At 68.7% G+C, this 25,092-nt stretch carries 31 protein-coding genes and 5 pseudogenes; 21 read left to right on the forward strand and 15 right to left on the reverse strand.

The features are described from left to right. Nucleotides 1-26 precede the first annotated feature (26 nt). On the reverse strand, nt 27-911 hold the full coding sequence (locus ACZ6C6_RS09410) for a helix-turn-helix transcriptional regulator (RefSeq protein WP_469200714.1): 885 nt from the start codon (nt 909-911) through the stop codon (nt 27-29). 215 nt (nt 912-1,126) lie between these two features. Here ACZ6C6_RS09410 and ACZ6C6_RS09415 point away from each other — a divergent pair, with 215 nt between their 5' ends. The 6 genes from ACZ6C6_RS09415 (at nt 1,127) to ACZ6C6_RS09440 (ending at nt 5,496) form a co-directional block, all read left to right on the forward strand. Further along, entirely contained in the window at nt 1,127-2,143 is a 1,017-nt protein-coding gene (locus ACZ6C6_RS09415; protein ID WP_469200716.1) for a zinc-dependent alcohol dehydrogenase family protein, read from the forward strand. A 29-nt stretch (nt 2,144-2,172) separates the two neighbouring features. After that, nucleotides 2,173-2,583, forward strand: a complete 411-nt coding sequence (locus tag ACZ6C6_RS09420; protein ID WP_469200718.1) for a (R)-mandelonitrile lyase — start codon at nt 2,173-2,175, stop codon at nt 2,581-2,583. Between the two features lie 15 nt (nt 2,584-2,598). Further along, nucleotides 2,599-3,264 carry an SDR family NAD(P)-dependent oxidoreductase gene (locus ACZ6C6_RS09425; protein WP_469200720.1) on the forward strand — a complete coding sequence of 222 codons (666 nt, stop codon included), beginning with the start codon at nt 2,599-2,601 and terminating at the stop codon, nt 3,262-3,264. Nucleotides 3,265-3,458: 194 nt separating this feature from the next. Then, on the forward strand, nt 3,459-3,806 hold the full coding sequence (locus ACZ6C6_RS09430) for a cyclophilin-like fold protein (RefSeq protein WP_469200722.1): 348 nt from the start codon (nt 3,459-3,461) through the stop codon (nt 3,804-3,806). A gap of 90 nt (nt 3,807-3,896) precedes the next feature. Then, a complete protein-coding gene (locus ACZ6C6_RS09435; RefSeq protein ID WP_469200723.1) occupies nt 3,897-4,664 on the forward strand; it encodes a glucose 1-dehydrogenase in 768 nt (255 codons plus the stop codon). A 64-nt stretch (nt 4,665-4,728) separates the two neighbouring features. Beyond that, nucleotides 4,729-5,496: an SDR family NAD(P)-dependent oxidoreductase gene (locus tag ACZ6C6_RS09440; RefSeq protein WP_469200726.1), complete on the forward strand. Its 768-nt coding sequence runs from the start codon at nt 4,729-4,731 to the stop codon at nt 5,494-5,496. A gap of 39 nt (nt 5,497-5,535) precedes the next feature. Here the strand turns inward: ACZ6C6_RS09440 and ACZ6C6_RS09445 are convergent, their stop codons facing one another. After that, the gene (locus ACZ6C6_RS09445; protein ID WP_469200727.1) at nt 5,536-6,072 is read right to left on the reverse strand and encodes a Mom family adenine methylcarbamoylation protein; all 537 of its coding nucleotides are present in this window, start codon (nt 6,070-6,072) and stop codon (nt 5,536-5,538) included. Between the two features lie 41 nt (nt 6,073-6,113). Between ACZ6C6_RS09445 and ACZ6C6_RS09450 the strand changes: the two genes are divergently transcribed. Continuing rightward, nucleotides 6,114-6,644 carry a hypothetical protein gene (locus tag ACZ6C6_RS09450; protein WP_469200729.1) on the forward strand — a complete coding sequence of 177 codons (531 nt, stop codon included), beginning with the start codon at nt 6,114-6,116 and terminating at the stop codon, nt 6,642-6,644. A 129-nt stretch (nt 6,645-6,773) separates the two neighbouring features. Then, nucleotides 6,774-6,962, forward strand: a pseudogene (locus ACZ6C6_RS09455) (transposase domain-containing protein); the annotation flags it as partial. A 30-nt stretch (nt 6,963-6,992) separates the two neighbouring features. On the opposite strand, the pseudogene ACZ6C6_RS09460 reads toward ACZ6C6_RS09455, so the two are convergent. From ACZ6C6_RS09460 to ACZ6C6_RS09475, 4 genes and pseudogenes are all read right to left on the reverse strand, one after another. After that, nucleotides 6,993-7,223 (reverse strand): annotated as a pseudogene (locus tag ACZ6C6_RS09460) (transposase); the annotation flags it as partial. 66 nt (nt 7,224-7,289) lie between these two features. Continuing rightward, nucleotides 7,290-7,760 carry a hypothetical protein gene (locus ACZ6C6_RS09465; protein WP_469200731.1) on the reverse strand — a complete coding sequence of 157 codons (471 nt, stop codon included), beginning with the start codon at nt 7,758-7,760 and terminating at the stop codon, nt 7,290-7,292. Beyond that, complete coding sequence (locus ACZ6C6_RS09470) at nt 7,753-8,217, reverse strand: DUF6228 family protein (protein WP_469200733.1); 465 nt, start codon at nt 8,215-8,217, stop codon at nt 7,753-7,755. Before ACZ6C6_RS09470 ends, ACZ6C6_RS09465 begins: the two co-directional genes overlap by 8 nt. Nucleotides 8,218-8,511: 294 nt before the next feature. Next, a complete protein-coding gene (locus tag ACZ6C6_RS09475; RefSeq protein ID WP_469200735.1) occupies nt 8,512-9,399 on the reverse strand; it encodes a hypothetical protein in 888 nt (295 codons plus the stop codon). A gap of 733 nt (nt 9,400-10,132) precedes the next feature. Between ACZ6C6_RS09475 and ACZ6C6_RS09480 the strand changes: the two genes are divergently transcribed. After that, nucleotides 10,133-10,723 carry a GNAT family N-acetyltransferase gene (locus ACZ6C6_RS09480; protein ID WP_469200737.1) on the forward strand — a complete coding sequence of 197 codons (591 nt, stop codon included), beginning with the start codon at nt 10,133-10,135 and terminating at the stop codon, nt 10,721-10,723. A gap of 214 nt (nt 10,724-10,937) precedes the next feature. Here the strand turns inward: ACZ6C6_RS09480 and ACZ6C6_RS09485 are convergent, their stop codons facing one another. After that, on the reverse strand, nt 10,938-11,564 hold the full coding sequence (locus tag ACZ6C6_RS09485; RefSeq protein ID WP_469200738.1) for a nucleotidyltransferase family protein: 627 nt from the start codon (nt 11,562-11,564) through the stop codon (nt 10,938-10,940). A gap of 618 nt (nt 11,565-12,182) precedes the next feature. Between ACZ6C6_RS09485 and ACZ6C6_RS09490 the strand changes: the two genes are divergently transcribed. Both ACZ6C6_RS09490 and ACZ6C6_RS09495 read left to right on the forward strand, forming a co-directional pair. Further along, nucleotides 12,183-13,211, forward strand: coding sequence for a DUF6292 family protein (locus ACZ6C6_RS09490; protein WP_469200740.1), 1,029 nt, complete (start codon nt 12,183-12,185; stop codon nt 13,209-13,211). A gap of 332 nt (nt 13,212-13,543) precedes the next feature. Further along, a complete protein-coding gene (locus ACZ6C6_RS09495) occupies nt 13,544-14,083 on the forward strand; it encodes a hypothetical protein (protein WP_469200742.1) in 540 nt (179 codons plus the stop codon). A 70-nt stretch (nt 14,084-14,153) separates the two neighbouring features. Here the strand turns inward: ACZ6C6_RS09495 and ACZ6C6_RS09500 are convergent, their stop codons facing one another. Next, nucleotides 14,154-14,429: a hypothetical protein gene (locus tag ACZ6C6_RS09500; protein ID WP_469200744.1), complete on the reverse strand. Its 276-nt coding sequence runs from the start codon at nt 14,427-14,429 to the stop codon at nt 14,154-14,156. A gap of 89 nt (nt 14,430-14,518) precedes the next feature. On the opposite strand from ACZ6C6_RS09500, the gene ACZ6C6_RS09505 reads away from it, so the two are divergent. Next, nucleotides 14,519-14,779, forward strand: a complete 261-nt coding sequence (locus ACZ6C6_RS09505) for a hypothetical protein (protein ID WP_469200746.1) — start codon at nt 14,519-14,521, stop codon at nt 14,777-14,779. Between the two features lie 80 nt (nt 14,780-14,859). Here the strand turns inward: ACZ6C6_RS09505 and ACZ6C6_RS09510 are convergent, their stop codons facing one another. The 3 genes and pseudogenes from ACZ6C6_RS09510 to ACZ6C6_RS09520 all read right to left on the reverse strand — a co-directional run bounded on the left by ACZ6C6_RS09510 (nt 14,860) and on the right by ACZ6C6_RS09520 (nt 16,627). Then, the gene (locus ACZ6C6_RS09510) at nt 14,860-15,177 is read right to left on the reverse strand and encodes a hypothetical protein (RefSeq protein ID WP_469200748.1); all 318 of its coding nucleotides are present in this window, start codon (nt 15,175-15,177) and stop codon (nt 14,860-14,862) included. A 102-nt stretch (nt 15,178-15,279) separates the two neighbouring features. Continuing rightward, nucleotides 15,280-15,612: pseudogene (locus tag ACZ6C6_RS09515) on the reverse strand (hypothetical protein); the annotation flags it as partial. A gap of 523 nt (nt 15,613-16,135) precedes the next feature. After that, nucleotides 16,136-16,627: a hypothetical protein gene (locus ACZ6C6_RS09520; RefSeq protein ID WP_469200750.1), complete on the reverse strand. Its 492-nt coding sequence runs from the start codon at nt 16,625-16,627 to the stop codon at nt 16,136-16,138. Between the two features lie 26 nt (nt 16,628-16,653). Here ACZ6C6_RS09520 and ACZ6C6_RS09525 point away from each other — a divergent pair, with 26 nt between their 5' ends. Further along, nucleotides 16,654-16,920, forward strand: coding sequence for a hypothetical protein (locus tag ACZ6C6_RS09525; protein WP_469200752.1), 267 nt, complete (start codon nt 16,654-16,656; stop codon nt 16,918-16,920). After that, nucleotides 16,917-17,117 (forward strand): LexA family protein, encoded by a 201-nt coding sequence (locus tag ACZ6C6_RS09530; RefSeq protein WP_469200754.1) that lies wholly within the window; start codon nt 16,917-16,919, stop codon nt 17,115-17,117. Before ACZ6C6_RS09525 ends, ACZ6C6_RS09530 begins: the two co-directional genes overlap by 4 nt. Nucleotides 17,118-17,161: 44 nt before the next feature. Here ACZ6C6_RS09530 and ACZ6C6_RS09535 read toward each other — a convergent pair whose 3' ends face one another. Next, nucleotides 17,162-17,737, reverse strand: a complete 576-nt coding sequence (locus tag ACZ6C6_RS09535; RefSeq protein ID WP_469200756.1) for a GNAT family N-acetyltransferase — start codon at nt 17,735-17,737, stop codon at nt 17,162-17,164. 369 nt (nt 17,738-18,106) lie between these two features. Here ACZ6C6_RS09535 and ACZ6C6_RS09540 point away from each other — a divergent pair, with 369 nt between their 5' ends. The 5 genes from ACZ6C6_RS09540 (at nt 18,107) to ACZ6C6_RS09560 (ending at nt 21,115) form a co-directional block, all read left to right on the forward strand. Beyond that, on the forward strand, nt 18,107-18,835 hold the full coding sequence (locus ACZ6C6_RS09540) for a hypothetical protein (protein ID WP_469200758.1): 729 nt from the start codon (nt 18,107-18,109) through the stop codon (nt 18,833-18,835). A gap of 84 nt (nt 18,836-18,919) precedes the next feature. After that, nucleotides 18,920-19,525 carry a hypothetical protein gene (locus ACZ6C6_RS09545; RefSeq protein ID WP_469200760.1) on the forward strand — a complete coding sequence of 202 codons (606 nt, stop codon included), beginning with the start codon at nt 18,920-18,922 and terminating at the stop codon, nt 19,523-19,525. A 57-nt stretch (nt 19,526-19,582) separates the two neighbouring features. Then, nucleotides 19,583-20,062 carry a hypothetical protein gene (locus tag ACZ6C6_RS09550; RefSeq protein ID WP_469200762.1) on the forward strand — a complete coding sequence of 160 codons (480 nt, stop codon included), beginning with the start codon at nt 19,583-19,585 and terminating at the stop codon, nt 20,060-20,062. 103 nt (nt 20,063-20,165) lie between these two features. After that, complete coding sequence (locus ACZ6C6_RS09555; RefSeq protein WP_469200764.1) at nt 20,166-20,516, forward strand: hypothetical protein; 351 nt, start codon at nt 20,166-20,168, stop codon at nt 20,514-20,516. Between the two features lie 104 nt (nt 20,517-20,620). Further along, the gene (locus tag ACZ6C6_RS09560; RefSeq protein WP_469200766.1) at nt 20,621-21,115 is read left to right on the forward strand and encodes a DUF5959 family protein; all 495 of its coding nucleotides are present in this window, start codon (nt 20,621-20,623) and stop codon (nt 21,113-21,115) included. On the opposite strand, the gene ACZ6C6_RS09565 is transcribed toward ACZ6C6_RS09560, so the two are convergent. Both ACZ6C6_RS09565 and ACZ6C6_RS09570 read right to left on the reverse strand, forming a co-directional pair. Continuing rightward, nucleotides 21,069-21,626, reverse strand: a complete 558-nt coding sequence (locus ACZ6C6_RS09565; protein ID WP_469200768.1) for an RNA-guided endonuclease InsQ/TnpB family protein — start codon at nt 21,624-21,626, stop codon at nt 21,069-21,071. The genes ACZ6C6_RS09560 and ACZ6C6_RS09565 overlap by 47 nt on opposite strands. A gap of 58 nt (nt 21,627-21,684) precedes the next feature. Next, complete coding sequence (locus ACZ6C6_RS09570; protein WP_469200770.1) at nt 21,685-22,599, reverse strand: hypothetical protein; 915 nt, start codon at nt 22,597-22,599, stop codon at nt 21,685-21,687. Between the two features lie 1,690 nt (nt 22,600-24,289). On the opposite strand from ACZ6C6_RS09570, the gene ACZ6C6_RS09575 reads away from it, so the two are divergent. Beyond that, a complete protein-coding gene (locus ACZ6C6_RS09575) occupies nt 24,290-24,634 on the forward strand; it encodes a DUF2750 domain-containing protein (RefSeq protein ID WP_469200772.1) in 345 nt (114 codons plus the stop codon). Here the strand turns inward: ACZ6C6_RS09575 and ACZ6C6_RS09580 are convergent. Further along, a pseudogene (locus ACZ6C6_RS09580) lies at nt 24,607-24,924 on the reverse strand (hypothetical protein); the annotation flags it as partial. The gene ACZ6C6_RS09575 and the pseudogene ACZ6C6_RS09580 sit on opposite strands and share 28 nt — an antisense overlap. Here ACZ6C6_RS09580 and ACZ6C6_RS09585 point away from each other — a divergent pair. Continuing rightward, nucleotides 24,915-25,013 (forward strand): annotated as a pseudogene (locus ACZ6C6_RS09585) (IS5 family transposase); the annotation flags it as partial. The pseudogenes ACZ6C6_RS09580 and ACZ6C6_RS09585 overlap by 10 nt on opposite strands. Nucleotides 25,014-25,092: the final 79 nt, after the last annotated feature.

Below are 25,092 nucleotides of genomic sequence, written 5' to 3' on the forward strand. Positions count from 1 at the left end.
GGCGCTCCTGGAGAACCCGGTGGTGGTCAGTCGGCACCCCGCCCCGCGGGCGAGGCGGTGTTCTGGGTGGCGGCCCAGGAGGCGAGCAGCCGCAGGCCCTCCTCGGAGGCCGAACCGGGCTCGGCGGTGTAGATGGTGAGGGTAAGCCCGGGAGCGGCGGCCATCTCCAGGCCCTCGTAGGCGAGAGTCAGGTCACCGACGGCCTGGTGGTGGAAGCGCTTGGTACCGGTGCCGTGGTGGCGGACGTTGTGCGCGCCCCAACGGGTGCGGAAGTCGTCGCTGCGGGTGGACAGCTCGCCGACGAGGTCGTGGAGGTCCTTGTCGTGGGGGTTGCGGCCGGCCTCGGTCCGCAAGATGGCCACCGCGACGTCGGCAGCCTGGTCCCAGTCGGGGTAGAAGCGCCGGGAGGCGGGGTCGAGGAACTGGAAGCGGGCCAGGTTCGTGTGGTTGCCGGCCGTCGCGTAGACATCGTCGTAGAACGCGCGGGCGAGATCGTTGACGGCCAGGAGGTCCATACGGCCGTTGCGAACGAAGGCGGGACCGGCGGTGACCGCGTCCAGGACCCACTGCAGGCTGCGGTGGGCCTTCCACTGCGCGGTGCGGCGCCTGGGGCGGGTGAGGGCGTCGGAGCCGTCGGCGGTGTGGGCGAGGTTGAGCAGGTGGGCGCGTTCGGCATCGTCGAGCTGGAGGGCGCGGGCGAGGGCTTCGAGGACGGCCGGGGAGGCGCCGGCGAGGTTGCCGCGCTCCAACTTGGCGTAGTACTCCACGCTCACGTCGGCGAGGGCGGCGACCTCGCTGCGGCGCAGGCCGGGCACCCTCCGGCGGCTCCCGGAGGGCAGGCCGGCCTGCTCAGGGGTGATCTTGGCGCGCCGCGAGGTCAGGAACTCGCGGACCTCAGCTTGGTTGTCCACGCCTTCGACGGTACGTCCCGCCCGCGCCCATAGGGGTGTACTGGCAGTACACCCCTTGATGGTGTCTCGCTGCCCGCGCGAAGAGCGGGTTACCTGGATGACGTGGTGCTCTTCGCCCCGGTCACGACGACGGGGGGCGAGTGCCCGGCCCTGCACTCGGCGACGCCCCCGGCCTCCTGGGGCCGTACGTCTCGGCACGCGAAGGAAGATCATCTATGCGCGGCGCAGTCATCCACGCCCCCGGCGACGTCCGCTTCGAGTCCCTGGAGGACCCGAAGCTGCTCCACCCCACCGACGCGATCATCCGCACGGCGGTGACCTGCGTGTGCGGCTCCGACCTGTGGCCCTTCCGCGGCGCCGAGCCAATCGGTGATCCGCACCCGATGGGCCATGAGTACGTCGGCTTCGTCGAGGAGGTCGGCTCCGAGGTGACCGCGGTGAGGCCGGGCCAGTTCGTCGTCGGCTCCTTCGCCACCTCCGACAACACCTGTGCGAACTGCGTCAACGGCTTCCAGTCGAACTGCCTGCACCGCGAGTTCATGTCGACCTGCCAGGCCGAGTACGTGCGCATCCCCAACGCCCAGGGCACCCTGGTCGCCACCGGCGACGTTCCGGGCGAGGAGTTGTGGCCGGGCCTGCTGGCCGTCTCCGACGTCATGGGCACCGGCTGGTGGGCAGCTGACGCCGCCGAGGTGAAGCCGGGCTCGACCGCCGTGGTCGTCGGGGACGGCGCGGTCGGCCTGTGCGCGGTGATCGCGGCGAAGGAGATGGGCGCGGAGCGCATCATCGCCATGTCCCGGCACGCGTCCCGGCAGAAGCTGGCCCGCGCGTTCGGCGCCACCGACATCGTCACCGAACGCGGCGACGAGGGCGTGGAAAGGATCAAGGAGCTGACCGGCGGGATCGGCGCCGACAGCGTCCTGGAGTGCGTCGGCACCGCCCAGTCCATGGCTCAGGCCCTGCACTCCGCCCGCCCGGGCGGCAACGTCGGCTTCGTCGGCGTCCCCCACGACGTCGCCCTCGACGGCCAGGAGCTGTTCTTCTCCCACGTCGGCCTGCGCGGCGGCCCCGCCCCCGTACGCCGCTACCTCCCCGACCTGATCAACCGCGTCCTTGTGGGCCGGATCGACCCGGGCAAGGTCTTCGACCTCACCCTCCCCCTGGACCAGGTCGCCGAGGGCTACCAGGCGATGGACGAGCGCCGCGCCATCAAGACCCTCCTCAAGCCCTGACCCCATCGACCCCGCACAAGGAGCACTCCGTGCAGATCACCCGCAGCTCGATCGACACCGCCAAGGGGCCGGCCGACTGGTTCACCGGCGACGTCTACATCGACGCCGTCGCCGCCGCCCCCGCACCCTCCCGCGTCACCGCGAACCTGGTGCACTTCATGCCCGGCGCCCGCACGCACTGGCACCGCCACCCGCTCGGGCAGACCGTCTTCGTCACCGAGGGCGTCGGCCTGTGCCAGCGCCGCGGCGGACCCGTCGAGGTCATCCGGCCCGGCGACCGCGTCCTGTTCGAGGCCGGCGAGGAGCACTGGCACGGCGCCGCCCCGAACCGGCTCATGGTCCACCTAGCCATCAACGAGGGCGACGACGAGCACGACGTCGTGCACTGGCTCGATCCCGTCACCGACGCCGAGTACACCACCGCCCCGGCCACCGACTGAACCAGGAGCACCATCGTGACCACCTTCGCCCTGATCGGCGCGGGCCCCGGCCTGGGCCTGGCCGCCGCCCGCCGCTTCGGCACCGCTGGCCACCATGTCGCCCTCATCTCCCGCAACGCCCAGCACCAGGACGACCGGGTCGCCGAGCTGGCCCGGGACGGCATCACGGCCCGCGGGTTCACCGCCGACGTCCTCGCCCCCGCCTCCCTGACCGCGGCTCTGCACGCGGCGGCCGAGGCGCTCGGGCCCATCGAGGTCCTCCAGTTCAGCCCCGTGCCCCGCGGCGACTTCATGAAGCCGGTCCTGGAGACGACTGCCGCCGACCTGGACGACCCGCTGGCCTTCTCCGTGAAGGGCCCGGTGACCTGCGTGCACGCGGTTCTGCCGGGGATGCGGGAGCTGGGCCGGGGCACGCTGCTGTTCGTCAACGGCGGCAGCGCCGTGCGCCCGAACCCCAAGGTGGCCGGGACCTCGATCGCGTTCGCCGCCGAGAGCGCCTACGTGGCGATGCTCCACGACGCCCTCGCGCCGGAGAACATCCACGTCGCCCAGCTCATCGTGCCCGGCGCGATCCGTACCGACTCCGAGCGCTCCAGCCCGGCCGCGCTGGCCGAGCGCCTGTACGCCATCCATACCGAGCGGGGTGCGTTCCGGCACTACGCCGAGCCCATGCCTGCATGACCAGGCCCGGGACGCCGTCCACGAACCGCGCCGCTCCTCGCCGCGTGCTGCGTGCGGCTCCGGCATTCGCCCTGCTGCTGACCGTGACCGCCTGCTCCGGCGCAGCACCGGAGAACGCCCCGGCCGCCTCGCCCTCTGCCGCTTCCGGGAGGCAGCAGCAGCCGGCGCCGTCCCCGTCCGGAAGGAGTACATCCATGGACATCCGGGTCACCCTCGATGGCCGTCCCATCGACGCCGTCCTGAACGACAGCCCCGCCGCCCGCGACCTCGCCGAGCTCTTCCCACTCACCCTGGACCTGGAGGACTTCCACGGCACGGAGCGGGTCGCCGACCTTCCCCGCAAGCTGGATACCGACGGCGCCCCCGCGCCGGCCGCCGCGAAGGCCGGAGACATCGCCTACTACGCGCCGTGGGGCAACCTCGCCCTCTTCTACCAGGACGGGCCTGCCCCCTCCCCGGACCTGCTGATCCTCGGCCACCTCGACGTCCAAGCCGACCAGCTCGGCCGGGCGACACGCATCACCATCGAAGTCGCCTCCTGATCCGGCCCCCCACCCGCCGCACCGGTGCCCTCGCGGCACCGCCTCACCCCGGAGCCCTTACAGCCCGCACCCCTCGATCGGAGAACCATCGTGACCGTGACCTACGACTTCACCGGCAAGACCGCCTTCGTCACCGGCGCCGCCGGCGGCATCGGACAGGCCACCGCCCTCGCCTTTGCCCGCGCGGGCGCACGAGTCGCCCTCGCCGACCTCTCCGAAGACGGTTTGCGTGGAACCGCCCGCCTCATCAACGCCGCCGGCGGCGAATCCCTCACCCTCACCTGCGACGTCACCAGCGAGGACGACGTCCAGGCCGCGGTCGACCGGACCGTCGAACACTTCGGGAGCCTGGACGCCGCCTTCAACAACGCCGACGTCGAACAGCCCGTCCAGCCGGCCGCCGACACCGCCAAGGACGACTGGGACCGCATCCTCGGCGTCAGCCTCACCGGAGCATTCCTGTGCACCCGCGCCCAGATCCGCCAGATGCTCCGCCAGGACGGCGGCGGCGCGATCGTCAACGTCTCCTCCGGCGCCGGCGTCAAGGGCTTCCAGGGTCAGGCCGCCTACGCCGCCGCCAAGCACGGCATCATCGGCTTCACCCGCTCCGCCGCCCTCGACCACGCCGCACAAGGCATCCGCATCAACGCTGTCTGCCCCGGCATCATCGACACCGAAATGATCCGCCGCTTCGGCGTCACCCGCCCCGGCGGGCGCGAAGGGCTCATCGCCGACGAACCCGTCGGCCGCCTCGGCACCCCCGAGGAGATCGCCTCTGCCGTGCTCTGGCTCTGCTCCACCGACGCCGCCTTCACCACCGGCACCGCCCTTGTCGTCGACGGCGGCCAGACCACCTGACCTTCTCGGGCACCCCCGCCCGAAAGACCACCCCGCCGAAACCCCCGCGAGAGGAGCCAACACCATGAACCCCACCTACGACTTCACCGGCCAGGTCGCCTTCGTCACCGGCGCCTCCTCCGGCATGGGCCTGGCCACCGCCCGCGCCTTCGCCCAGGCCGGCGCCGCCGTCGGCCTCGCCGACATCGACGAGACGGCCGTCACCGCCGCCGTGAAGGAACTCACCGACGCCGGCCACCGTTCCCTCGCTCTGGTCTGTGACGTCACCGACGAGGACCAGGTCGCCGCCGCCGTCGACCGCACCGTCGAAGCCTTCGGACGGCTCGACATTGCCTACAACAACGCCGGCATCATGCCCCCGCCCACCGACGCCGCCGACGAATCCGCCGAGCAGTTCGACCGCGTCCAGAACATCAACCTGCGCGGCATCTGGGCCGCCATGAAACACGAACTGCGCCACATGCGCACCCAGAGCAGCGGGACGATCGTCAACTGCTCCTCCCTCGGCGGCCTCGTCGGCAACCCCGGCCGCGCCGCCTACCACGCCACCAAGCACGGCGTGATCGGCCTGACCAAGAGCGCCGCCCTCGAATACGGCCCCCGCGGCGTGCGCGTCAATGCCGTCTGCCCCGGCACCATCGCCACCCCGATGGTCGACGCCATGGTCGAAGGCGGCGAACTCGACCGCACCCAGGCCGAAGCCGGCCAGGCCATCGACCGCCTCGGCACCGCCGACGAGATCGCCCAGGCCGTCCTGTGGCTCTCAAGCCCCGGCGCCAGCTACGTCACCGGCATCGCCTTGCCCGTCGACGGCGGCTACACCGCGCAGTGATCCTCAGCGAGCGGGTGCGGCTCGACCCGGAGTCCATGATCAGGTATCGGCGGACTGCGGGTAGCAGCTGATCGTCGGCAACCCCAAGCGGATGCTCTCCCGCTCCCGACGGTTTCTGCCGAGACGGTACACATATCGATGCACGCCTCGATGCCGCTGATTCCGGGCCCCTACGGTCACCAGCGCCTCGCGGAGCCAGACCTTCGGGTCGACACCGGCCCGAAGAGCAGGCGCTCCCAACTGGATCAAAAGCCTTTCGGCATACTCGTGGCCCTGCTCCTGGCGACGCACTTTCTGCACCATCCGCTCATTCAACACAAGGCCGTTGGGCAGCAGTTTCAGGGTCCGCGGCGTCGCCCGGCCCATGTAGACCGCGTTAGTGGCCTGGTAGATCGTTCCGACGTGCCCCACGGCGACGACCGCCCCCGAGGCGTCCGTGCGCGGCACGGCATCGGCGAACGAGACGACCCCGCGCACGCCCCGGGCGAGGAGCGCGTCGAAGCACCGGGCGAGGAACCAGCTCTCCGCGTTTGCCGGGCACTCGTCGAGGAGCGTGAACCGCGAGTGTCTCCGCACAGCGGCTTCGACTGGTCGGCTACGCGGCCCGGTGGTGCGCGATGTTCCTGCGCACCCTGCCGGGCGAGGGCCGCCGGCCGGCCGCGGTGGGCCGGGACGGCATCACGAAGTACCTGCGGTGGCTGGCCCAGCGGTCCCGCGACTCGGCCGACTACCAGAGGACCGACACCGGCGACGCGCGGCGGACCGTCATCGGCGTACGGCTGCTGCCATCGACCGCAGGCGGCGGACCGCTGCTGGTCACCCCCCAACGGCACTGGGGCCTGGTGCACACGCTGCGCGCGGTCCTCGACCAGGAACGTGCGTGGCTGGCCGCGAACGACGCTGCCGGGGTGCACCTGCTGGCGAGCGACGTGCCGCCATACCCGGACCGCGACGACACCGACAGCGAGATGGAGGGCCGCTCCCAGGACGCCCTGCCCGAAGCGGTGTTCCTACAGCTGATGTCCAACCGGCTGGGCGAGCGCCCGTACGAAAGCAGCTCACCCGGCTACTGGCTGGAAGTGTGGATGGAAGCCGTCGACCGCCTGGTCGACGAGCACGGCCACGACTTCGACCGCATCCGCGGGTGAGCCGGCACGTCTCGACCTCGGCCCCAGCCCGCGTACGCATAGCCGGGGGCCTCGCGAGCACAATGCAGTTGCCTTTGAGTCGCGGAGATTGTTGCCCCGCGTGGGACGGGGTGGGGCGCGGGCCAGCGGGTGCGCATCGGGATCTCGGCGAAGGTGTTCACCGCCGAGCTGGTGGACGCGGCGATAGCCAAGCATGACCGCGCCGAACGGCGCCGCCGACTTCTGCCGGCCCGGTTGGTCGTGTACTTCGTCCTGGCTCTGTGTCTCTTCGCCCGGGAGTCGTACGAGGAGGTGCTGCGGGTGCTGACCAGTGGCATCCCGAGCAGCCGGGCCGTCGCGGGGGGTGAACCGGTCGTTGCGCGCCTGGTCGGTCTTGTCCGGGATGGTGCAGCGGATCCCGCGGCGGCGCAGGCAGGCGCGATTCTGGCGGGAGGCGTACGCCTTGTCGGCCCGCACGCGATCGGGGCGGACGCGTGGCCGGCCCGGCCCGACGCGGGGCACGCGGACTTTCTCCAGCACCGGTTCGAACTGCGGCGAGTCCCCGCGCTGCCCGGCCGTGATCACGATCGACATGGGCTTGTGGAAAGCGCACATGTTCCGCTCAACCTGTGCGAGGCAGCGCCGAATGTCAACGGGTTCCGGGGGTCAGGCTGCCGGGCCGGAGCCGTGTGTGCGCCAGATCGACCTCAGGGCTTCGACTTCGGCGCGGGGGAAGTGTTCGCCCCACTTGCCGCGATAGCCGCTCTCGCCGTACTTCGTGGCGACTTCGTCGAAGCAGCGGATCACTGCTCGCGCCACGGCATCGACGCTCTGCTGGGTCGACCAGATCTCGGTCCCGGCGTTGTCGTGCTTGGCGCCGTCGGGTAGTTGAAGGAGGCGGATCCACACGTCATTGCCTGCGCGGTAGAAGATCCACCGGAAAGCGGTGGGCTCTGCCTCGAACTGCGCACGCGTCTCGGCCTCACCGCTGACCAGTCGGGCGACCGCTGTCAGGAGGTCCTCGGGGGCGCTGGTGATGTACGAGGCTGTGACTTCAGCATCGGTTTGCCGGTCAGCGATGCTGCAGTCGGCCCATCCGTGTCCGCTGAGAGTCCAGACGAGCCGCAGATCAGCCACGGCCACCGATCTCCTGTGTGAGGAAGCGCCGGACATCGACCGCGAGGGCGGACATCTGCTCGCCGGCATCGAGCCAGGTCGTGACGGACGCTTCCCAGCCACCGGCCGCACTTCGCCATGGGTGAAGAGTCCAGGTCAGCCCGACGTGACCGCCTGAGCGGAAGACCGCGCTGACGGTGAGATCGCGGTCGTTGGTCTGCCAGACCCGCTGCCCGTCCCAGCCGCGGAAGTCCGCAGCCAGTCCCTCCAGGAAGGGCACCAGGTCGGCGCCCCAGTTCCAGGCGACCACCCCGTCAACGCGCATGGTCAGCCCCGGCGCGGACGCCTCAACGACGTACTGCACGCGGTCCTCGTCAGGCCGGGACGAGTCGCAGAGCCGCACACTGACGGAGCGGTTGGTCTGACAGCGGACTGTCACGGCGGTCGGCGCGTCAAGGTCAGTGTCGTGGGAGCTCATCGGTTGAACGGTAGTTCACGCAGGCCGCACCCGTCGCGGCCACTACGCGTCGGGGAGGCGTCCTGCATCCACGTGATCGGCGAGGTAGATCATGACGCCCTCGGGATCCATGCCGAGGGCTGCGGCGACGAGCTTGGGGTCCAGGGGGTTCACGAGGTCGGCAAGGCGGGTGCATCGCAGAGTCCGAGGCGCAACGCCGCAGGGATCCAGGAGGTGGCTGACATAGGCGGTGGTTGAAGAACAAGCCGAAGAGCACGGGCGCAGTGCACGAGCACCGCGGGAGGCGGCCTTGGGCTACGCCGATCTGCGCACCCATACCAGGGCGAGCCATGGCATTACGGACGCCAGCAGCGCGAGCAGCCAGCCGACCAACGTCGGGGGGAACCCCAGCTTCAGGGGGAGGAGCAGGGTGCCGCCGAGGAGGAAGAGCGTGATGACCGGGAGGTGGATGCGGGGGCGGAAGCGCCGCAGCAGCGCGACGTCCTCCTCCTCGATGAATCCCATCCCGGCAAAGATCGCGACCAACGTCCACGCCCAGATGAAGATGAGGAAGAAGCTACCGTCGAAGAACCCGGTCGGATCGTCCCGCACGCCCAGTTCGGGATGGGCGGGCGCGTACATCACTAGTACCTGCTCGCCGCGTTGCGGCGTACCGCGCGTCCGCACGCCGTCGACGGTGAACTTCCTGCGCCCCTCGGGAGTCTTGAGGAACACGGTTACGGTCGTCGCGTACTGGTCGACGTCGTTGATGTTCACACCGGTGGGTTCCGGCGTGCCGACGACGCGGTCGATGGGCACGGCATACGTGTCGCCGCCCGCCCGCTGGACCTTGTTCACCCACGCTGCCATCTCGCCGTCGGGACCGATGCCCTGGCTTAGCGCGGATCCGCTGCTCAGCGCGAACACCAGAGCAACCAGTGTGCGCAGCAGTTTCCACCGGCGTTGTTGCGCCGGATGTTTGACAAGGTCGACGCCACCCATGGCGCGCCGTCGCAGTGCGGCCCAGGAGACGGCCACCCAGCAGCCGACGAAGACGGCAGCCATCGCCGCGAGGATCAGCAGGTACCCATTGGGCACGGACCGGGTCGGCGCCAGCCCCGCGAGGACGGCCCCGAGCGTGCAGAGCAGGGTGAACGCTCCCAACACGCGGGCCACTTTGATCGATGCGGGCATTGTGGGCATGGGGACTCCGAACGTCACACGGGCCCTGTTCCTCTTCAGGGCAGTCCACAGTGGCATGCACCCGCGCCCTGGGGGAACCGACGTGCGATCCCGTCTCCGCCGTGCGGCACGTCCGGGCCGCGTCGCCCGGCAGTCGGACCGACCGGCGCTTCCTGCTTCGGCCACCGGACACCTCCGGTCGTTCGCCGCCGGCGCGGACCGGTGAGGTGCGACGAACATTCCGGTGCGGCCGGGACTTTTCGAAGGATCACCTTGACGAGCCGACGGCAGTAGCGGCCGAGCACACCTTGCCCCCAACCCCGCCGCCGGAGATCACGGACAACGTCAAAGCACCGGCCGGCCTCACCAGGGATGGCCTCGTACAGGCGACCCTGGCCCGCCCAGGCGCCTTGGGGCGAGTTGCGCAACGGGTCGCGAACCTGTTGAGAGGACGACACACGTCGGGCTCGACCTTGACTCACGCAACCACGCCATCGCCCATGAGCGCCCAGAGATCGCGGCAACGGTGAGGCGCAGCCGCGTCACCCGCACCCTGCGGCACTTCGGGGCGCAGCCGCTGAGGGCCACGACGGGTGGCGTGCGTCGCGATGGCTTGGCCCACGATGTATCAAGCTCTGGCTCAGCTTCTCTGGTCGGTGACGATGAGCGGCTGGTTGTGAGCCTGTTGATCAGATGACGTCTCTTGGGTACTGCTAGCGTCGGCAGGGTTGCTCGGCTACGGACGGATATGCGGATGTTCCCCGAAACAGTCCTGAACACAGAACGACTGATCCTCCGCCCGTTCACCGACGTTGACATCGCAGACACACACGCAAGTTGCGCGGATGCGCTCATCCAGCGTTGGCTCCCTCTTCCCCGGCCCTACACGCTGCAGGACGCGACTACCTGGTGCACCACCGTTGCTCATGCCCACCGAGAGTCTGGCGACGGCATTCACTTCGCGGTCGCAGACGCTGACACGGGACGGTTCATGGGTACCGTCGGATTGAAGAAGACCGACTGGCGAGCTCTGGTGAGCGAAGTCGGCTACTGGATATCTCCCTGGGCTCGCGGCCTCGGAATCGCCGGCGAGGCAACCAGAGCACTGGCTCAGTGGCTCATGGTCGACCAGGAGTTCCAGCGTCTGGAACTCCGAGCCGCCACGGAGAACACCGCTTCCCAGAAGGCCGCGCTCAAGGCCGGCTTCCGCCACGAAGGCATCCTGCGAAACGCGGGCTTCGTTCACACAGGCCGGGTCGACCTCAACCTGTACTCCCTGCTGCCAAACGATCTCATGACGACGAGCAGCCCTTCCGCAGACGAGGCTATGTCCAGATGTAGCTGAAAGCCGGCACGGGCGAACGTCTGGCGAACCATGTCCAGGCTAGCTTCGCGTGTTCACGGCCGGCCTCGGCGAGGTGCGCCGAGTTCTCGATCGCCCCTTCGCGGCGGCTGCCCCAGTGCAAGCGCATCCGTGTCCGCTACGGACGGCGCGCTGATCTCTACGTCGGCTGCTGCGACTCGCGTGCAGCATCATCTGTCTGCGTCGACTCCGTGCCTCACGCTGAAGCGGGCGTCAGAGTGGTGGGTTCTGAGGGCCAGTCGAGCACCGTCAGCTCGGGCCACTGCTGCCGCCAGCGGGCGGTCTTGGTCTCGTACACCTCGCGCGGAGCAAGCACTGGATTGGGCCGGACGACGAGATTGAACACGTCGGCAAGCCCATGCGGTGCATAGACGCGCCACCGCCCATCCTGCTCCAGGCGAACCCCCAAGCAGCAGGTAGTAGCAGCGAAGCTGTCGATGGCAGCCTCCGTGGAGGTGTAAGGAGCGCACGCGACGCCGAACTTCTGCTCGTACCAGAGGTGTACGCGGGCCTCGTTTCGGACCTCGACCTCTGCCGGCAAGCCGGCGAAGGCATCGTCGGCGGCCTTGATCACAGTGTCCTCTGCCTCCCACGACAGATCATGATCGTCGAAGTAGAAGACGTCATAGTCCCTGATCCCGCTGGTGGGGTGCCTGTCCGTGGCCACGTTCCAGACGGTCTGAAAGAGGCAGCCGGCCGTCAGGTACCAACCCGGCAGCCCCATCCGAGCGGCACGGTTCAACACCTCCACCAGCACCTCGTTACGGGACAGCACAGACCTGAGGGCAGCGAGCTGCTCGTCGAGCGGAAGGCGACCGATCACCGCTCATGCCTACCACGCCGCAGACCGTGAAGCAGCCGAAACGGCTGCCGCGCCGGCGTAGCCGTGTGGCGGCTGGTTGCTCAAATGGTTGCCCTGCTGGTGGAGGTGCAGGGAGCCGAATGCTTGTTGCGATCGGGGTTGCTCAACCAGTTGCCTGTGGAAAATCCAAGGGGGTCTTTCGCTGCAGATCAGGGGCCTTGGGTCAGCCTTTCCTCTTGGCGACACCTCTTCCCCGAAGGGGAAGAGACCTTCTGTTCCTCCCCCCTTCCCGCGGCGGCCGGCAGCGGAAGAACTGGTTCGGCTCAGCCGAACACCCACGGCCACGAGGGCCGTGTTCCTGCCTGCCCCGGGCATGAAAGCGGCCGGTGCCCCGATCCGCCGAAGCGGGTGGCAAGGGGCACCGGCCAACCGAAAACACACCCCACAGGAGCAGACCTGGGAGAGCATCCTGTAGGAGAGGATACGTCGCATGACGCGGCCGCGGAGGCCCGCACTTGTCACCCGTGATGCATGCATGGCAAAGTTGTCTCGCATCCGCGGTTGCGGTCTGTGACCGCGGGCGGGGATGCCGCCTGCCAGGGCAGCACATGGTGCTGCCTCGAATTGAGATGGGACGCCATGATCCGCGCCGGACGCCTTAAGTACGTGCAGACTCCGGACGACCTGGCCGCGGAGTTGGGAATGGCGCCCGGCACGCTGAAGAACAAGAGGCCGTACGCCCAGGAGGGGCACCCGGCTCCGATCAGCTCGAAGTCGGCCCGCGCACTGCTCTGGGACAGCGAGCAGACCAAGGCGTTCTACGCAGGGAAGCCGACCCCGCCTCTTCCGGAGACGGACGATGACGAGGACCTTCTCGACCGTCACGAGGCCGCAGCCGAACTCGGTGTCACTACGCCCACGTGGCACAAGTACAAGTACGTCCCGAGACTGGCCGAGCATGTGGTCCTGGTCCCGGCCGAGGGCGGTACGGAGCACTGGCCGCGGGGCGTCCTGAGCGCGTTCAAAGCTTCACGGCCCGGCCGCGGCGCCGGCGGAGGCCGTCGTACCGGAAGCGGGGATGCGATTCCCCGGGACCTGATCCTGCCCCGGATCGCCGAGCTCCTCGACGAGAACCCGGCGGTCACCCTCGCGGAGGTGTCCGACACCCTCGGCATCGCCATGTTCCCCACCGCGCAGGAGGGCCTGCTTCGGATCCGGGGCCGGCGCATCGCAGACCTGATCGAAGCTGAACCGGACCTGAAGGCGGACCAGGCCGCCGAGCGCCTCGGCTACCCGAAGGTCACCCGAAGGGGCGCAGTGGCAGCTGCCGAGGCGGAGCTCCACGCCCGCGCCGCCGTGCCGTACCTGCAGAATGCCGCCGACGTCCTGGCGCAGGCCGGAGTCGCAGAACCGGTCCAGGTCGAGGTCCGGCATCTGGCCGGTGGGCACCTGGCCGCCGCCGTGCCACTGACCGCGGGGCACGGCGCGCCGGCTCTCGTGTGGGACGAGCGCTACGGGTGGCGCACCGCGACCAGTCGCCGCCACCCCATCGGCAAGGACACCGGCGCCCGCCCGGAAGGGGAGGGGATCCGCTACCTCGCCACCGGCACGCACCCGGAGCCCGAGGAACTCCTCGGCGCCCTCGGCGTTGGTGACGTTCAACACTGACGGCGATCTCGTCGCCTTTGACCGGGTGTTCCTGCCGGGGGCGGGAGGTGGAGCAGGGCCGACAGCACCCTGCTATGAGCCTGGCGGACCTGCCCGGTTGCTTGCCGGGCGGCGGAGGACGGCTGCCACTGACCCGCGCGCTGACACAGCGACGTAGGGGCGGGTCAGCGGAGATGCGGGCGGAGCGGGCTCGCAACTCCGCCCGCGCTTCGTTGGCCGTTACCTTGGGTTTGCAAGGGCAGCGCCCCCGCGAGCCAGCCGTCGCCGCTCTCAGCCCGGGGTTCCCGCTCGCGAGTCCAGTCTCAGCACGCCTACGACCAGGAGTAGGGACCTTGAGTAGCGATGCACATCGAGACGAACTGGTCCGCGATATGAGCACGTGGACGCTCGGCCAGCTGCAGACGTTCATCCATGACGCCCACGGTCAGCAACTCGAGACGGCACGCGTCGCCGCGCAGGGACAGGCCTACAACTCCAGCCATCCCCAGGAAGCTCGTCGCCAGTGGGCGAAGCTGTCACTGCTCGCGAACCGGCGCATGCTCGACCACGCCGAGGGACAACCTGCGCGGGTAGCTCAGCAGGAGTTCACGCTCCGGACGTGGGTGATCGACCGACTGGGCCCCGACGACACGGACCCCGACTGGGATCCCGAGGCGCTGGCGTCCGACACGCTCGACACACTGACCTTCACGCCCCCACAGGCTGCTGGACTCGCCGAGGGCTGGCGCGACCTTCCCACCGAGCAGATCCGCGAGCTGCGCCGACACAAGAACCTGACGGCCCATCTAGAAAGCCTGGTCGGCTACCTGACACCCGGCCCGGTACGCGAGCGACTCGTCACCTGGACCGCAACCAGACCGCTCCTGCCTTGACCAACCCTCCAGCAATCAGATCGCCTCAACTGAGTTCTTCAAGGCGAGCTTCAGCAAAGGCCGACGAAGATCAGAACGGAGCCGACAGACCGGAGTCGCGCAGGCGGGCCAGAGCAACGGACATGCACTGCTGAACAGTCCTCCCGTCGGCTCGCATCCCATGCGTCAACGGGCCACCGCTGGCGGCGAACGTCCACGCTGGCGCGTTGTCAGCCAGTCTCTCGGCGTCCATCCTGATCATGGCGTTCACACCCTGCTCGCCCAGCCACTCCAAGATCAGAAGCGTCACGTTCCCGACGCCGCGTTCCTCATCGATCTTCGGCCAGCGGCCTCGGTTCCCATTCATCACCCTGACCCTATCGAGGCCTCAAGGGTGGTCCAGGGGCCCCACCCGGCAAGTTCAGAGAAGCCTGCATTCGCTGCCCCGTCCTCCAGATGGACCCCCGTCAGAAACCTCGCCTCATCGAGATCATCCAGAACCTCCGCGAACGCATCCGCGAGGCTCGCGCCAACGGCTGGCTCGGTGAGGTCGGGGGGCTGCAGGTCAGCTTCGACGCCGCGATGGCCAAGCTCAGCAGCCTCAAGAACGCCCCCGCCGACGGACGCCCTCAACTGGTCGACCTCGGGATCCCCGTCTTCACAGACAACACGCCCACGCCTCAACTCGATATGGGAGAACCCGGACTGCCAGGCTGACTACCTCCCACCACCGAAGTACTCACGGCCCCGCCTTCGGCGGGGCCGCTTTTACTGCCGTGGGCGCCGGGTCGAGCCGACTACTTTTCAGGATCACCGCTTTGGGCAGGGCACTGCCAGTCAGCCGCATCGATCGCACCGCCCGCCATGTCACTGAGGTGGAAGCAGTTGCCGTTGGCCCACACCGTGACCGAATCCCGCCGATGGTCGACCTGGAACGGCTCGTCCCGACGCAGCGTTCCGGACCAAGAGCCGTCTTCCGCCGGGGAGTGAGTGACAAGGACGCAGGTCTGCCCCGGCAGGAGCTGGTAGGCATCGGCCCACGGCTCCACGGTCAGCTCCAATGCTGCTTCACCGTCGTTCCTGACCAGCAGCCGTGCGGTTCCCCCAGCGAACACTCAAGCACCTCTCGTTGCCCCGCAGGCGATTGCGCATGTGCCTCCGAGGATAAACCAAGTCCCTGCCTCGACTGCTGCTCTGGGCCACTCGTGACCGCAGAGTTCGCCTTGCGGGTCAAAGCAGATCAGCCCGTACTCGCGTGCCAGCGAAGCGGCGTACTCGGAGACTTCTTCGGCCCTGCTGTAGGACATGAGTAGGTACACGATCGGTCCCGACGCTTCGTCGATGACCGGAGGGGACGCCCATGGACTGTCACGGTCATCCTCCGGATAGCGCTCGATCAAGGCGTTCACATAGGCCTTGATGTGCGAGGAGGGCGGCACAGCGACATCCTCCGATTCGAGGTAGCGCTCGTACATCTCATCGAAGGCCGAGCCCACCGCATCGTCATCGGGCGGCCGCTCACCGTCCCACACCGCAAGGTCGTAACTCACGACCAAATGATTGCAGGGATGGTGATGGGGCGAGTCGGCCCCTCGGGTGCCGGGCTGACACCGCCCATGCGGCAGCTGCAACGTCCTGGCGCGAGCGCACAAACCTTGATCGTTTCTTAGTCCGGAAAAGTTCAGTCGCGGTGGCCGAAGCGGTCGGCCGCCGGGTCTGGGCGGCGAGTACGGAGTGGAGATCGAGCACCACATCGACCACCCCGTCCTGCCCTCCCGCCTAGCGCCCGCACACCGACGGCCGGCCACCGAGTGGATCCCACGCCACCCACAGCCGGCGGCGGCCCCCGGATGCGCCGCGCACCCTGTCCGTCTCCGCTACACCCCCCTTGTCCAGGTCTGCTGCCGCCATGTCATCGCCGGTCTCGACGGTTGGCCGGACGGTGGACAAGGGGGTAGAGCGCCTGCCCGCGCCACACCGGGGTGCTGCTGTCCTGTGCCATCGAAGTTTGATCGATGCGGCCGACGCAGCGATGCCTCTTCGTGCTCGACCGCGCTCAACGGGTGACGTTGGTCAGGAGGCCAGGCGCTGGTCCTGAGGGTCGAAACAGACGAGACCGAGAGTTCGGGCGACATCTGCGGCGAACGGCGCGGTCTCCTGGCACTTGCTGAAGGCCATGCCGAAGTAGAACAGCGGGCCGCTGGCGTTGTTGATCAATGGGCCGTCGGACCAGGGGCATGCCTCCTCGGCTTCGGCGTCGTCATCGGGGCTCATGTCGGGCCAGCGCGACACCAGCGCCTCGACGTACTGCCTGATCAAGAGGGTGGGCGGAGTCTTCTGGCCTCCCATGTGCCGCATGTGCTTGCGGTAGAGGTCCTCGAAGGTCGCCGTAGCCGCCGCGTCGTCGGCGGGGCGAACGCCTTCCCAAACAGCCAAGTCGTAGCTCATGGCCGCATTGTGCTTGGCGCGGCTGACAGTGGGCGCCAGCGGCTCACGGTTCCGGGATGAGTTGATCCGATGGTCGCGCCGATCAAACTTCGATGGCACGAACTCGATGGTCCTCAAACTTCCATGGCAAAGATCAAACTTCGGTGACACAGGACAGCTGCCGTGCGCGTACACGCCCACGGACCGATGGCCTCGTCCGCGCGCAGCAGGCATGGAACGACACCTACGACGCCCTCGCCGTGCCGAACCCCCGCCACTCCACCGTGCTGCGCCGACGTCTGCTGAGGCTGTCGGTCCTGCACACGCATCCGTTCTGGTCGACCACCCCTGGCGGTGTGCCGGCGGCCCGGGTGGAGCTGCGCCGCCAGGCCCGCTCGGCTGCGCAGCCACGCGGGGAGCGATCGGCGTGAGCCGCCAGACCACCGAGTTGTCGGCGCGGCAGGAGACGGTCCTGCGGGCGGTGCGGGAGTGGATTGCCGAGCACGGTGAGGGGCCCTCGGTCCGGCAGACCGGTGCCCGGGTCAGTCTGTCGAGCACGAGTTCGGGCGCCTACCAACTCGGGCGCGTGGAGGAGCTCGGGCTCATCAGCCGCGCCGGCCAGCGCTGACAGACCTGCCGTCTGCACCGCTGAGTGCCGTTTGAATTCTCGGCTCAGGCAGGAGGATCGACGGTGTCGGTCGTTCCAGCCGGCTTCAAGACCTCTGCGGTGATGGCCCAGCGCTCGTGATCTCGCCATGCGCCGTTGATGAGCTGGAAAGCGGGTGAGTAGCCCTCTCGCTGAAACCCGAGCCGCTTGATTAGCTTCAGGGAAGGGATGTTGTCAGGCTGAATATTCGCTTCGAGCCGGTGCAGGCCCAGCGTCTCGAAGGCGTGTTGGAGCGCGAGTCTGAGGCCCTCCGTCATGTAGCCCCGTCCAGTCGTGGAGATATATGCGGTGTATCCCAGAGTTCCGCTTCGGAGTCCGCCCATGACGATGTTGTTGAAGTTGACGCCGCCGACGATCGCCCCTGTGCTGCGCAGGCAGATGACGAGCCCTTCGTAGGTGGGTAGCTCGAACCGTGCCAGATGGTCGCAGAAGGCTTCCTCTGACTCTTCACGGGCTCCCAGCCAGCGCTGCAGCAGGTCGGCGCTGGCTCTTCTCAGCGCTGTCAGCTCTTCATAGTCATCGCGGCATATGTGGCGTATGGCCACTCGTGGCCCGAGCTGTAGATAGCTGGCTGTCGTCATCGGCGGATCCTATGCGGACGTGTTCCTCGTCCAGTTCGCCTGAGGCCCCGGCACTGACAGTCGGGGCTGGGCCAGCCGATCGGTGCGCTGCGCGGACGGCCCGGGGACGCTGGCCCATCTGCTGCGGGCAGTGACCCAAACAGTGACCCACGCCCTGTAGGGTCGGTCCGGGGTGGCCCTTGGAATCCCCCTTTGGTGCCCGGTCGCCGAAACCGGGCAAAGTTGCTGGTCAGGGCGGAACGGAGCGTTGTCACACCCCTTCTTCTCCCCACCTGAGGGAGGAGAGCATCGGGTGCCGGTCCCGGACACCGGACGAAGCCCAGCCGGCGGCCAGCCGATAGGGGGACGTGCGGCGAAGGCGGCGAGCTGATGGCGGCGGGGAAGCAGACGTCGAACGCGGCCGGGTCGACGAACACGGCGCGCGCGGACGTACTGCGCGTCCTCGGGGTGCTTAAGGTCGCCACCACGGACCAGATCCAGCGGATCGCCATGCCGCACCTGAACCATCGCCACACGGAGAAGCCGACGGCGGCGAAGCGGAAGACGGCCCGCACCGCGACGCACACCGCCGCCCTGGCCGACCTGCGCACCCACCGCCTCGTCACGACCGGCGGCTCGACGAGCACGGGCGAGACTCTGCGTCCCCTGACCCTCAAGGGCCTGGAGGCCGCCGCCACCGAACTCCAACGCCCCCTGTCCGAGATTGGGCGCCACCGCACGCGGCGCGGGCGCCGCCGGCGCCTCCCACCCGATGGCCGTCAACGAAACCGTGATCGACCTGCTGCGCCCGAAGCCGGATCTGGCCAAGCTCGCCACCGACTCGCCTGCGGTGCGGGCGGCCGCTCAGTCCGTCGTCGACGCCCCCGGGGGGTGGGGAGCATCGGCTCGTACTGGACCGAGGTCGCGTTGCCGGTGGCCGGGTCCTGGAGTACGCCGGGCCAGGGCGGCGCCCAGGCCGACATCGTCCTGACCGCGCCCCAGGACAACATCCCGCTGCTGTTGGTTGAGGTCGACAACTGCCACGAGACTGTGGAGGAGCTCGCGGACAAGCTGGAGAAGTACGCCCGCTTCTACCACCGCAAGGTGAAAGACACCTAGGGCAAGGCGCAGCCGATGTGACGCACCCGCTGGAACACCCCACCCGGCACGGGGCTTGACAACCCCTACCCGCCGGTGCTGTTCGTGTTCAACCCGCTCGGTGCCCGCAACCCCGAGCGCACCATCGCGCGCCTGGCTGCTCTCACCCGGCACCTGTGGGCCGGGACCAAGGACTACGAGGAGGACCTCCACCACTACGACAGGAAGATCCCCGTCATCACGACCACCCTGGCCGACCTCCGCGAACAAGGCCCGCACGGCCAGGTCTTCCACCGCTTCGGCCGTCCCGGCCCGCAGAACCTGTTCGACGCGAGCGGAAACCCCCGCCACCAGGCCGCCCTGGAACGCCACTGGGCCCAGCAGCGGGCCCGCGAGCGCGCGGCCCACGAGCGCGAGCGCCAGGACGCCGAACAGCGGGCGGCCAAGCGGGAAGCGCAGCGCCCGGCCTGTGCGCGCTGCGGGACGAAGTTCACCGACGAACGCTGGAAGACGGCCCAGGCCACCGACTGGGGCACTCCGGCAGACATCCACCCCACGCTCTGCGACCGGTGCAAGCGGCGAGCCCTCGTCGCCGTGCAGCTGGCCCAGACACTCCACCACCGTCCCGAGCGCCACGACCAGGACGACCACCAGGAGCAGACGGAGCCGGCGCGGAAGCCCGGCCGCTGGTTCTCACGTCGGCGCGCCTGAGGAGTGGGCGGCGGAGGTCGCCGGTGACCTATGACTTCTTCCAGCGGTTAGAGGAGGGTGAGGACCTCTCACCTGCCCGCCAGGTCTCCTGAAGCTGTTCCGTCCGAGCTGTGGGAGGGCGAGGAGGCCCTGGCCGCCGCCGCGGCTGCCGGCCGCCGGGCAGCCGCGTGGGTCCGCTCCTTGCCAGGTGCGCCGACTGCCTGCCCGGTCGGGGCCTGGCTCGCCGGGGAGCTGCCGGAGGCCATCGAGACGGCGACTGCCTCCCTGACTCCGGAGGAGTGCGACCGCATGGACGCCTACGGCGTGATGAGCGACGGCACGGGCGGCGTAGACGAAGTGACGCGCAGCGAGCTGGCCGCCGTGCCGTGCGTGGTCCAGGACGCGCCGTGGCTCACCCCGGATCAGCAGATCCGGCTCGTGGCGGTGGCCTCGCTGGTCGCAGGGGCGGCACGCCTGCTCGCACAGGATCCGGACACAGCGATCGAGCGCGGGCAGCTGGATCGGATGTGGGCTTTGCTGGACCACACCATCGTCTGACGTGCTGACGCCCGGACCTCGAGACCTACTCTGTGCCGGCTTACGAGGTTGTGAGCGAAGTCGCAGCGGGAACGGAGACGGTCGGCTGATCGTCGTACAGGGCATGCCTTCCGTTCTCATTCTTGGTTTCGACCCTCACACAGTGCCTGGTATGGACGGGGACGCCATGCGCGCGGTCCTGGACAAGGAACTGGCCCGTTTCGGAGAACATGCCATCGACGCTTCTATGGGGCTGATTGCGCCGGACGAATCAGCCGAGTCCACGCTCATCGCCGCACTGTCTGAACGAGACTGGGACGTCGTCGTCATCGGGGGCGGGATACGTAAACCGGAGCCAGCTCTGACTTTCTTCGAGCAGGTCGTGAACCTGGTCAGGCACCATGCACCCGGTGCCGCGATCGCGTTCAACACCAGCGGCGGCGACAGCGTCGAGGCCGCCAAGCGGTGGCTGTGAAACCCAGCCCTTGGACTGAGAACTCCTAACGCAATGCCCCGTGCGAGCCGGGTGTCCGTGCGCGTGCATCATGACGGCAGTCGATGCGAGCGTGGGGAGCGGAGATGGCCGAGGACAGCGCCGTGGATCTCATTTGCCTGGCCGACGGAGAGAGCCGTCTCTTGGTTCGAGTGCTGAGCCGCCACATGCCCGGGGTGCTGCCCTGGCACGACTTCCTCGATGCCGAGATCGTTGTGACGAGCGGGTTCGCCCAGGGACGCCTGGACGTTTGCCTGGCCCCGGACGACCTGGACAGCTGGTCACAGGTTCTGGGCTCTCTCGCCGCCGGGCGGGACGCCGCGTGGATGGGCGACGGACGTAACCCCGAGATCAGATTCGAACCGTCCAGTCAGAACGGGATCTCCGTGGTCGTGGTGGAAGACTTTGCCAGTACGGGGACGTCGGTCCGGGTTCCGGTACGTCTACCTGATGGATGGGCCGATGACCATGACGAACGGCTGCGGCAAGTCAGGCGGCCTGGCCTCGGGAAGTTGCGGAGACCTCCCCCAGTGCCTACGAGTGGCGGCGCTGAGCTGCTGTCAGCCGGCGCCAGCAGATGAGCGCGCAGGCCAGGATTAGGAAGGCTTCATGGATGTCGTCGCGGATCTGGGTGACGTGTCCGCACCGGGTGCACTGGAAGAGGGAGCGGCTGCGCCGGCTCTTGCGGTCGACGTGCCCGCACCGGTGACAGGTCTGCGAGGTGTAGGCGGGGTTGACCGCGGTAATGGTCACGCCGTGCCACTTCGCCTTGTACTCGATCTGGCGCCGGATCTCCGCAAACCCGACGTCCAGGATCGCCCGGTTCAGCCCCGCCTTCGCCGCCACGTTCCGCCCCGGCGCCTCGACGGTGCCGCGCGCTGTACGGGTCATGTTCTTCACCCGCAGGTCTTCGAGCGCCACGTGCTCGAACTGCGTGACCAGCTGCTTGCTCAGCAGGTGCTGGGTCGAGGCGCGCCGCTGCGCGACCAGTCCCATGAGGTGCGCGACCTGGTCCCGGGCCTCGCACCATCCCGCGCTCTGACGGTGCGCCGGCAGCCCTTCACATGGCGGCGGGCCATGCGCCGCTGCCACTTGTTCAGCTGCCGACGCGCGTTGTCCAGATTGCCGCGGGTTGACGAACAGTTGCTCCTTATCGCGGTCGTGCCGGGAATCTCGTCGTATGGCCCGCGCGCGCAGGGACGGTCCCCTGAATCAGCTGGACCTTGAGATTCTCAATGGGCCGGAATCGGCAACGAAGCCCACCGAGCCGCGCGGGTCGGGCTGGGTGCGACGCTTCAGCTTCTCGCCGGCTGCTGCGGCCCTTTCGGTCAGGCCGGGGCTGGGCGGCTGGTCCTCTACGTCGGCCTGTTCGCTGGTTGGCTGGTCCGGTGCGTCGCTGGCGGCAGCGGAAGGCACCTGCGCTCATGGTGGGCGGGGTCCGGTCGTCCAGGGTGATGGTGACCGGATCGCCCTGTCCCGCGAGGGCGGCCAGGCTGGTTTCGATCCGTTCGTACAGGGTGGCGGCGAGTTCTCGGTCGCCGTCGCCGTCGCGTGCGGCGGGTTTGACGGCGTGCAGGCTGATCAGCAGGGCGATCAGGGACCGTCCGGAGACCGCCGCCCTGATTCGTTCGGCACCCTCATCGGCCACTTGCGGCGGCACGCGGAAATGCTGGTGGCGTCCAGCCTGGACGGTGATGAACTCCCAGATGTCGCGATGGCAGAGCAGGTCGGCGGAGGAGACCCGGGCGGCCTGCTTCAGCAGCTCGCTGTGCTCCTTGTCGACCACCGCGGCTGCAGGCTCCTCGACGACGGCCCGTACGTGCAGCTGCTCCAGGCCGGCCCGCAGCGCGTTGCTTTCGTCGCGCAGCGCGGCGAGCTCGGCACCGACTTCCTGCCGTGCGGTCTCCAGGAGCGTGCGCAGTTCCTCGATAGCACCGAGCAGCTGCTCGCCCATCTCCGGCCCATAGGGAACGTCGTCCTGGTCCTGGCCGTCGGCGTTCCTCTGCGCGAGAAGGGTCGTCAGCGGAGCGAGCTCCTGGGCGAGGACGGCCGGAAGGTTGAGCATGAGGGTCTGGACGCGGCGTTGCGTCCCTGGGTCGCACCCTGCATGGTGGCTTGGGGAGCGCGGGCACGGGAGGGCATGTGGGGGAGTCTCGGTGGGAGCAGTGGCGTGTCGCGACCAGTGGCAGGACCTTGCGGTGGCCACGTGCCCTGCTTGGGTTCGCACTGGCCGATTTGGTATGGGAGATCATCAAGTCGAATCTGAATGCCGATGTTCGAGGTGCCTGGCCGTGGCGGTTCACCGTGCTCGATGCCTCGACGTGTGCGGCTGTGGTCGCTTTGCTCACGGGTATCGTTCTGACGCGTTCCCAGCTCTCGCAGACGATGCGGCCCGTCTTGAGCTGGTCCGCACGCACCGCGAACAGCGGCCAACTCGAAGACTCTCGGCGCACCGTGCTCCTCATCAACGCGGGAGGTGGCAGGTGCACCGTCCATTCCGTCGAGTACCAGGTCCGGGCCTCCGCACGGGGCCCTGCGTCTGCTGTCATAGCACCGGATTGGATGCCGTGGCACGCAGCTCTCGCCTCCCTGACGTCATTGGGCCTCGAGAAGGGCGAGGACTTCTTTCTCCTGCATCTGGGCAGGGGAGCAGCCATACCGATGACCAATACCAGCACAGACGGCATGGAACTCCTGGCCCTCGGCCCGAGAGCGCTGGAGCGGCTCGCGGTCCTGGACGTGAAAATCCAAGTTGAGGACATCCTGGGAGACGTCTATGAAAGGCAGCTCCAGTGCGTACGTCCTGCGGTCTCCACTTCCCGGCACTGATCGAGGTGACGTGGCATGACGTGGTGACGGCAGTCGACTGCGGGGCGAACCTGGAGAGAATTGGCTGTCCCCTGTGTCAGGCGGACATCGACACGAAGTGGTGGACTCCCTTAACCCGTTCTGCCCCTTGCGGGGTTCTTGGCGAACTGCAGACCACCCGCGACGGCCAGGCCGTACTTCTCGAGAGCAACGACCCCACCGCACCACTGCGCGCCTCGATGAGACGGGTCAGCCGGCGCCGAAGGCGAGGACAGCCCGCTGCAGAACATGCTGGCGGGGATGAGTGTGGCGTGCCGGGCCACGGCGGAAGACGACCTCGAAGTGGCGGCCACGTCGATGGCGCACTGCGAGACCCTCGCTCAGCGCCTGACCTGATGGGTGCGCAGCAGCCTGTGGCCAGCACGGCGAAGATCGCGCTGATGCGGATGGTCGGTCGGTGGTTCTGGTGCGCAGCATTTGCACGGTCGGGCTGGGCTCACCACCGCGTTCGTCACCCCCGCAGCCCGCATGATCCTTCCCGGCGCTGTGCGGCCCGCCGCGCCGCTCTGAGCGCTTCCGGGCTGGACGGCGACCGCGGTCCTGTCGAACCCTCACAGCGGCGTATAGCGCTTCGCGTCGCACGGGCTGCACCGAGTTCGACTGGCACACTGAGGAGTTCGGCCTCGCACCGGGGGCGTCCCGGTGCGAGGCTTGCGGATGGAACGGAGCCGAAGCCGGCGTTCTTCGATCTGGGCAGCGGTACCCACTCCCAGGGGACCAGCGATTGGTGGGTCTAGGCCGGCCGCACCTGCAACGCTATGCGGGCGGCCGCGCTGCGCGGAGCGTGCGGCTGGCGCGGCACGGCCCTGCACCCCGTCGACTGGCAGCAGGTCGCCGCTAAGAACTCCTAACGAAATGAGTGGTGAGGGCCGGTAGGCTCGGTGCCCATGAGTCAGAGCGGTTCGCAAGCGGCAGCGTTCTTCCGAGATGTCCGCCAGAGCCGAGTGGTCTGGCTTGTCCAGAATGACGGCGGAAGCCCGACCCACCTCTCCGCGGGCGGCACGCGAAGTCTTCCGTTCTGGTCGACTGCCGCCCGCGCTCAACGCGCAGCGCAGATCTGGGGAAACGGGCTACGGGTTGAATCCATGCCGTTGGACACCTGGTGTGAGCACGTTCTGCCCGACGCCGCACGGGACGGACTCGTGATCGGCATTAACTGGAGCGGGCCGCGCCTGGTCGGTTGGAGTTTCACCGCCATGGAGATTCACAACCGACTGGCGGCGGCTGACTGACTCACGGCATCGCTTGGCAGAGCGCGCAACCGCCGCCAGCAGATGAGATCGCATCCGAGGGTGAGGAGGGCTTCGTGGATGGCGTCGCGAATCTCCCAGCGGATCCGCAGACGACGAAACCAGTGCAGGTGGGCGAAGGCTCGCTCGACGAACCAGCGTTGGGTGCCAAGGCCTGATCCGTGCTCGGTCCCGCGGCGGGCGATCAGCGGTTTCACACCAAGATTGCACACCAGGCGGCGGTATTTGTCGTGGCCGCGGTCGCCGAGCACCACGTTCGGGCGGCGCCTGGGCGCACTTGGTCCGGAAGGCCGAAGGCCGCGATGCCGAGCCCAGCGCCTGCGTTCTCGACGCCCAGAGCGTCAAGACCTCGGCCAATGTGACCATGAACACCGTCAAGCGCTACTCCCGCATCCCTGAACCCTCAGCCGACCGCATCACACCCCGCTACCGAACCACCT

This window comes from Streptomyces sp. NPDC041814 (assembly GCF_055590565.1).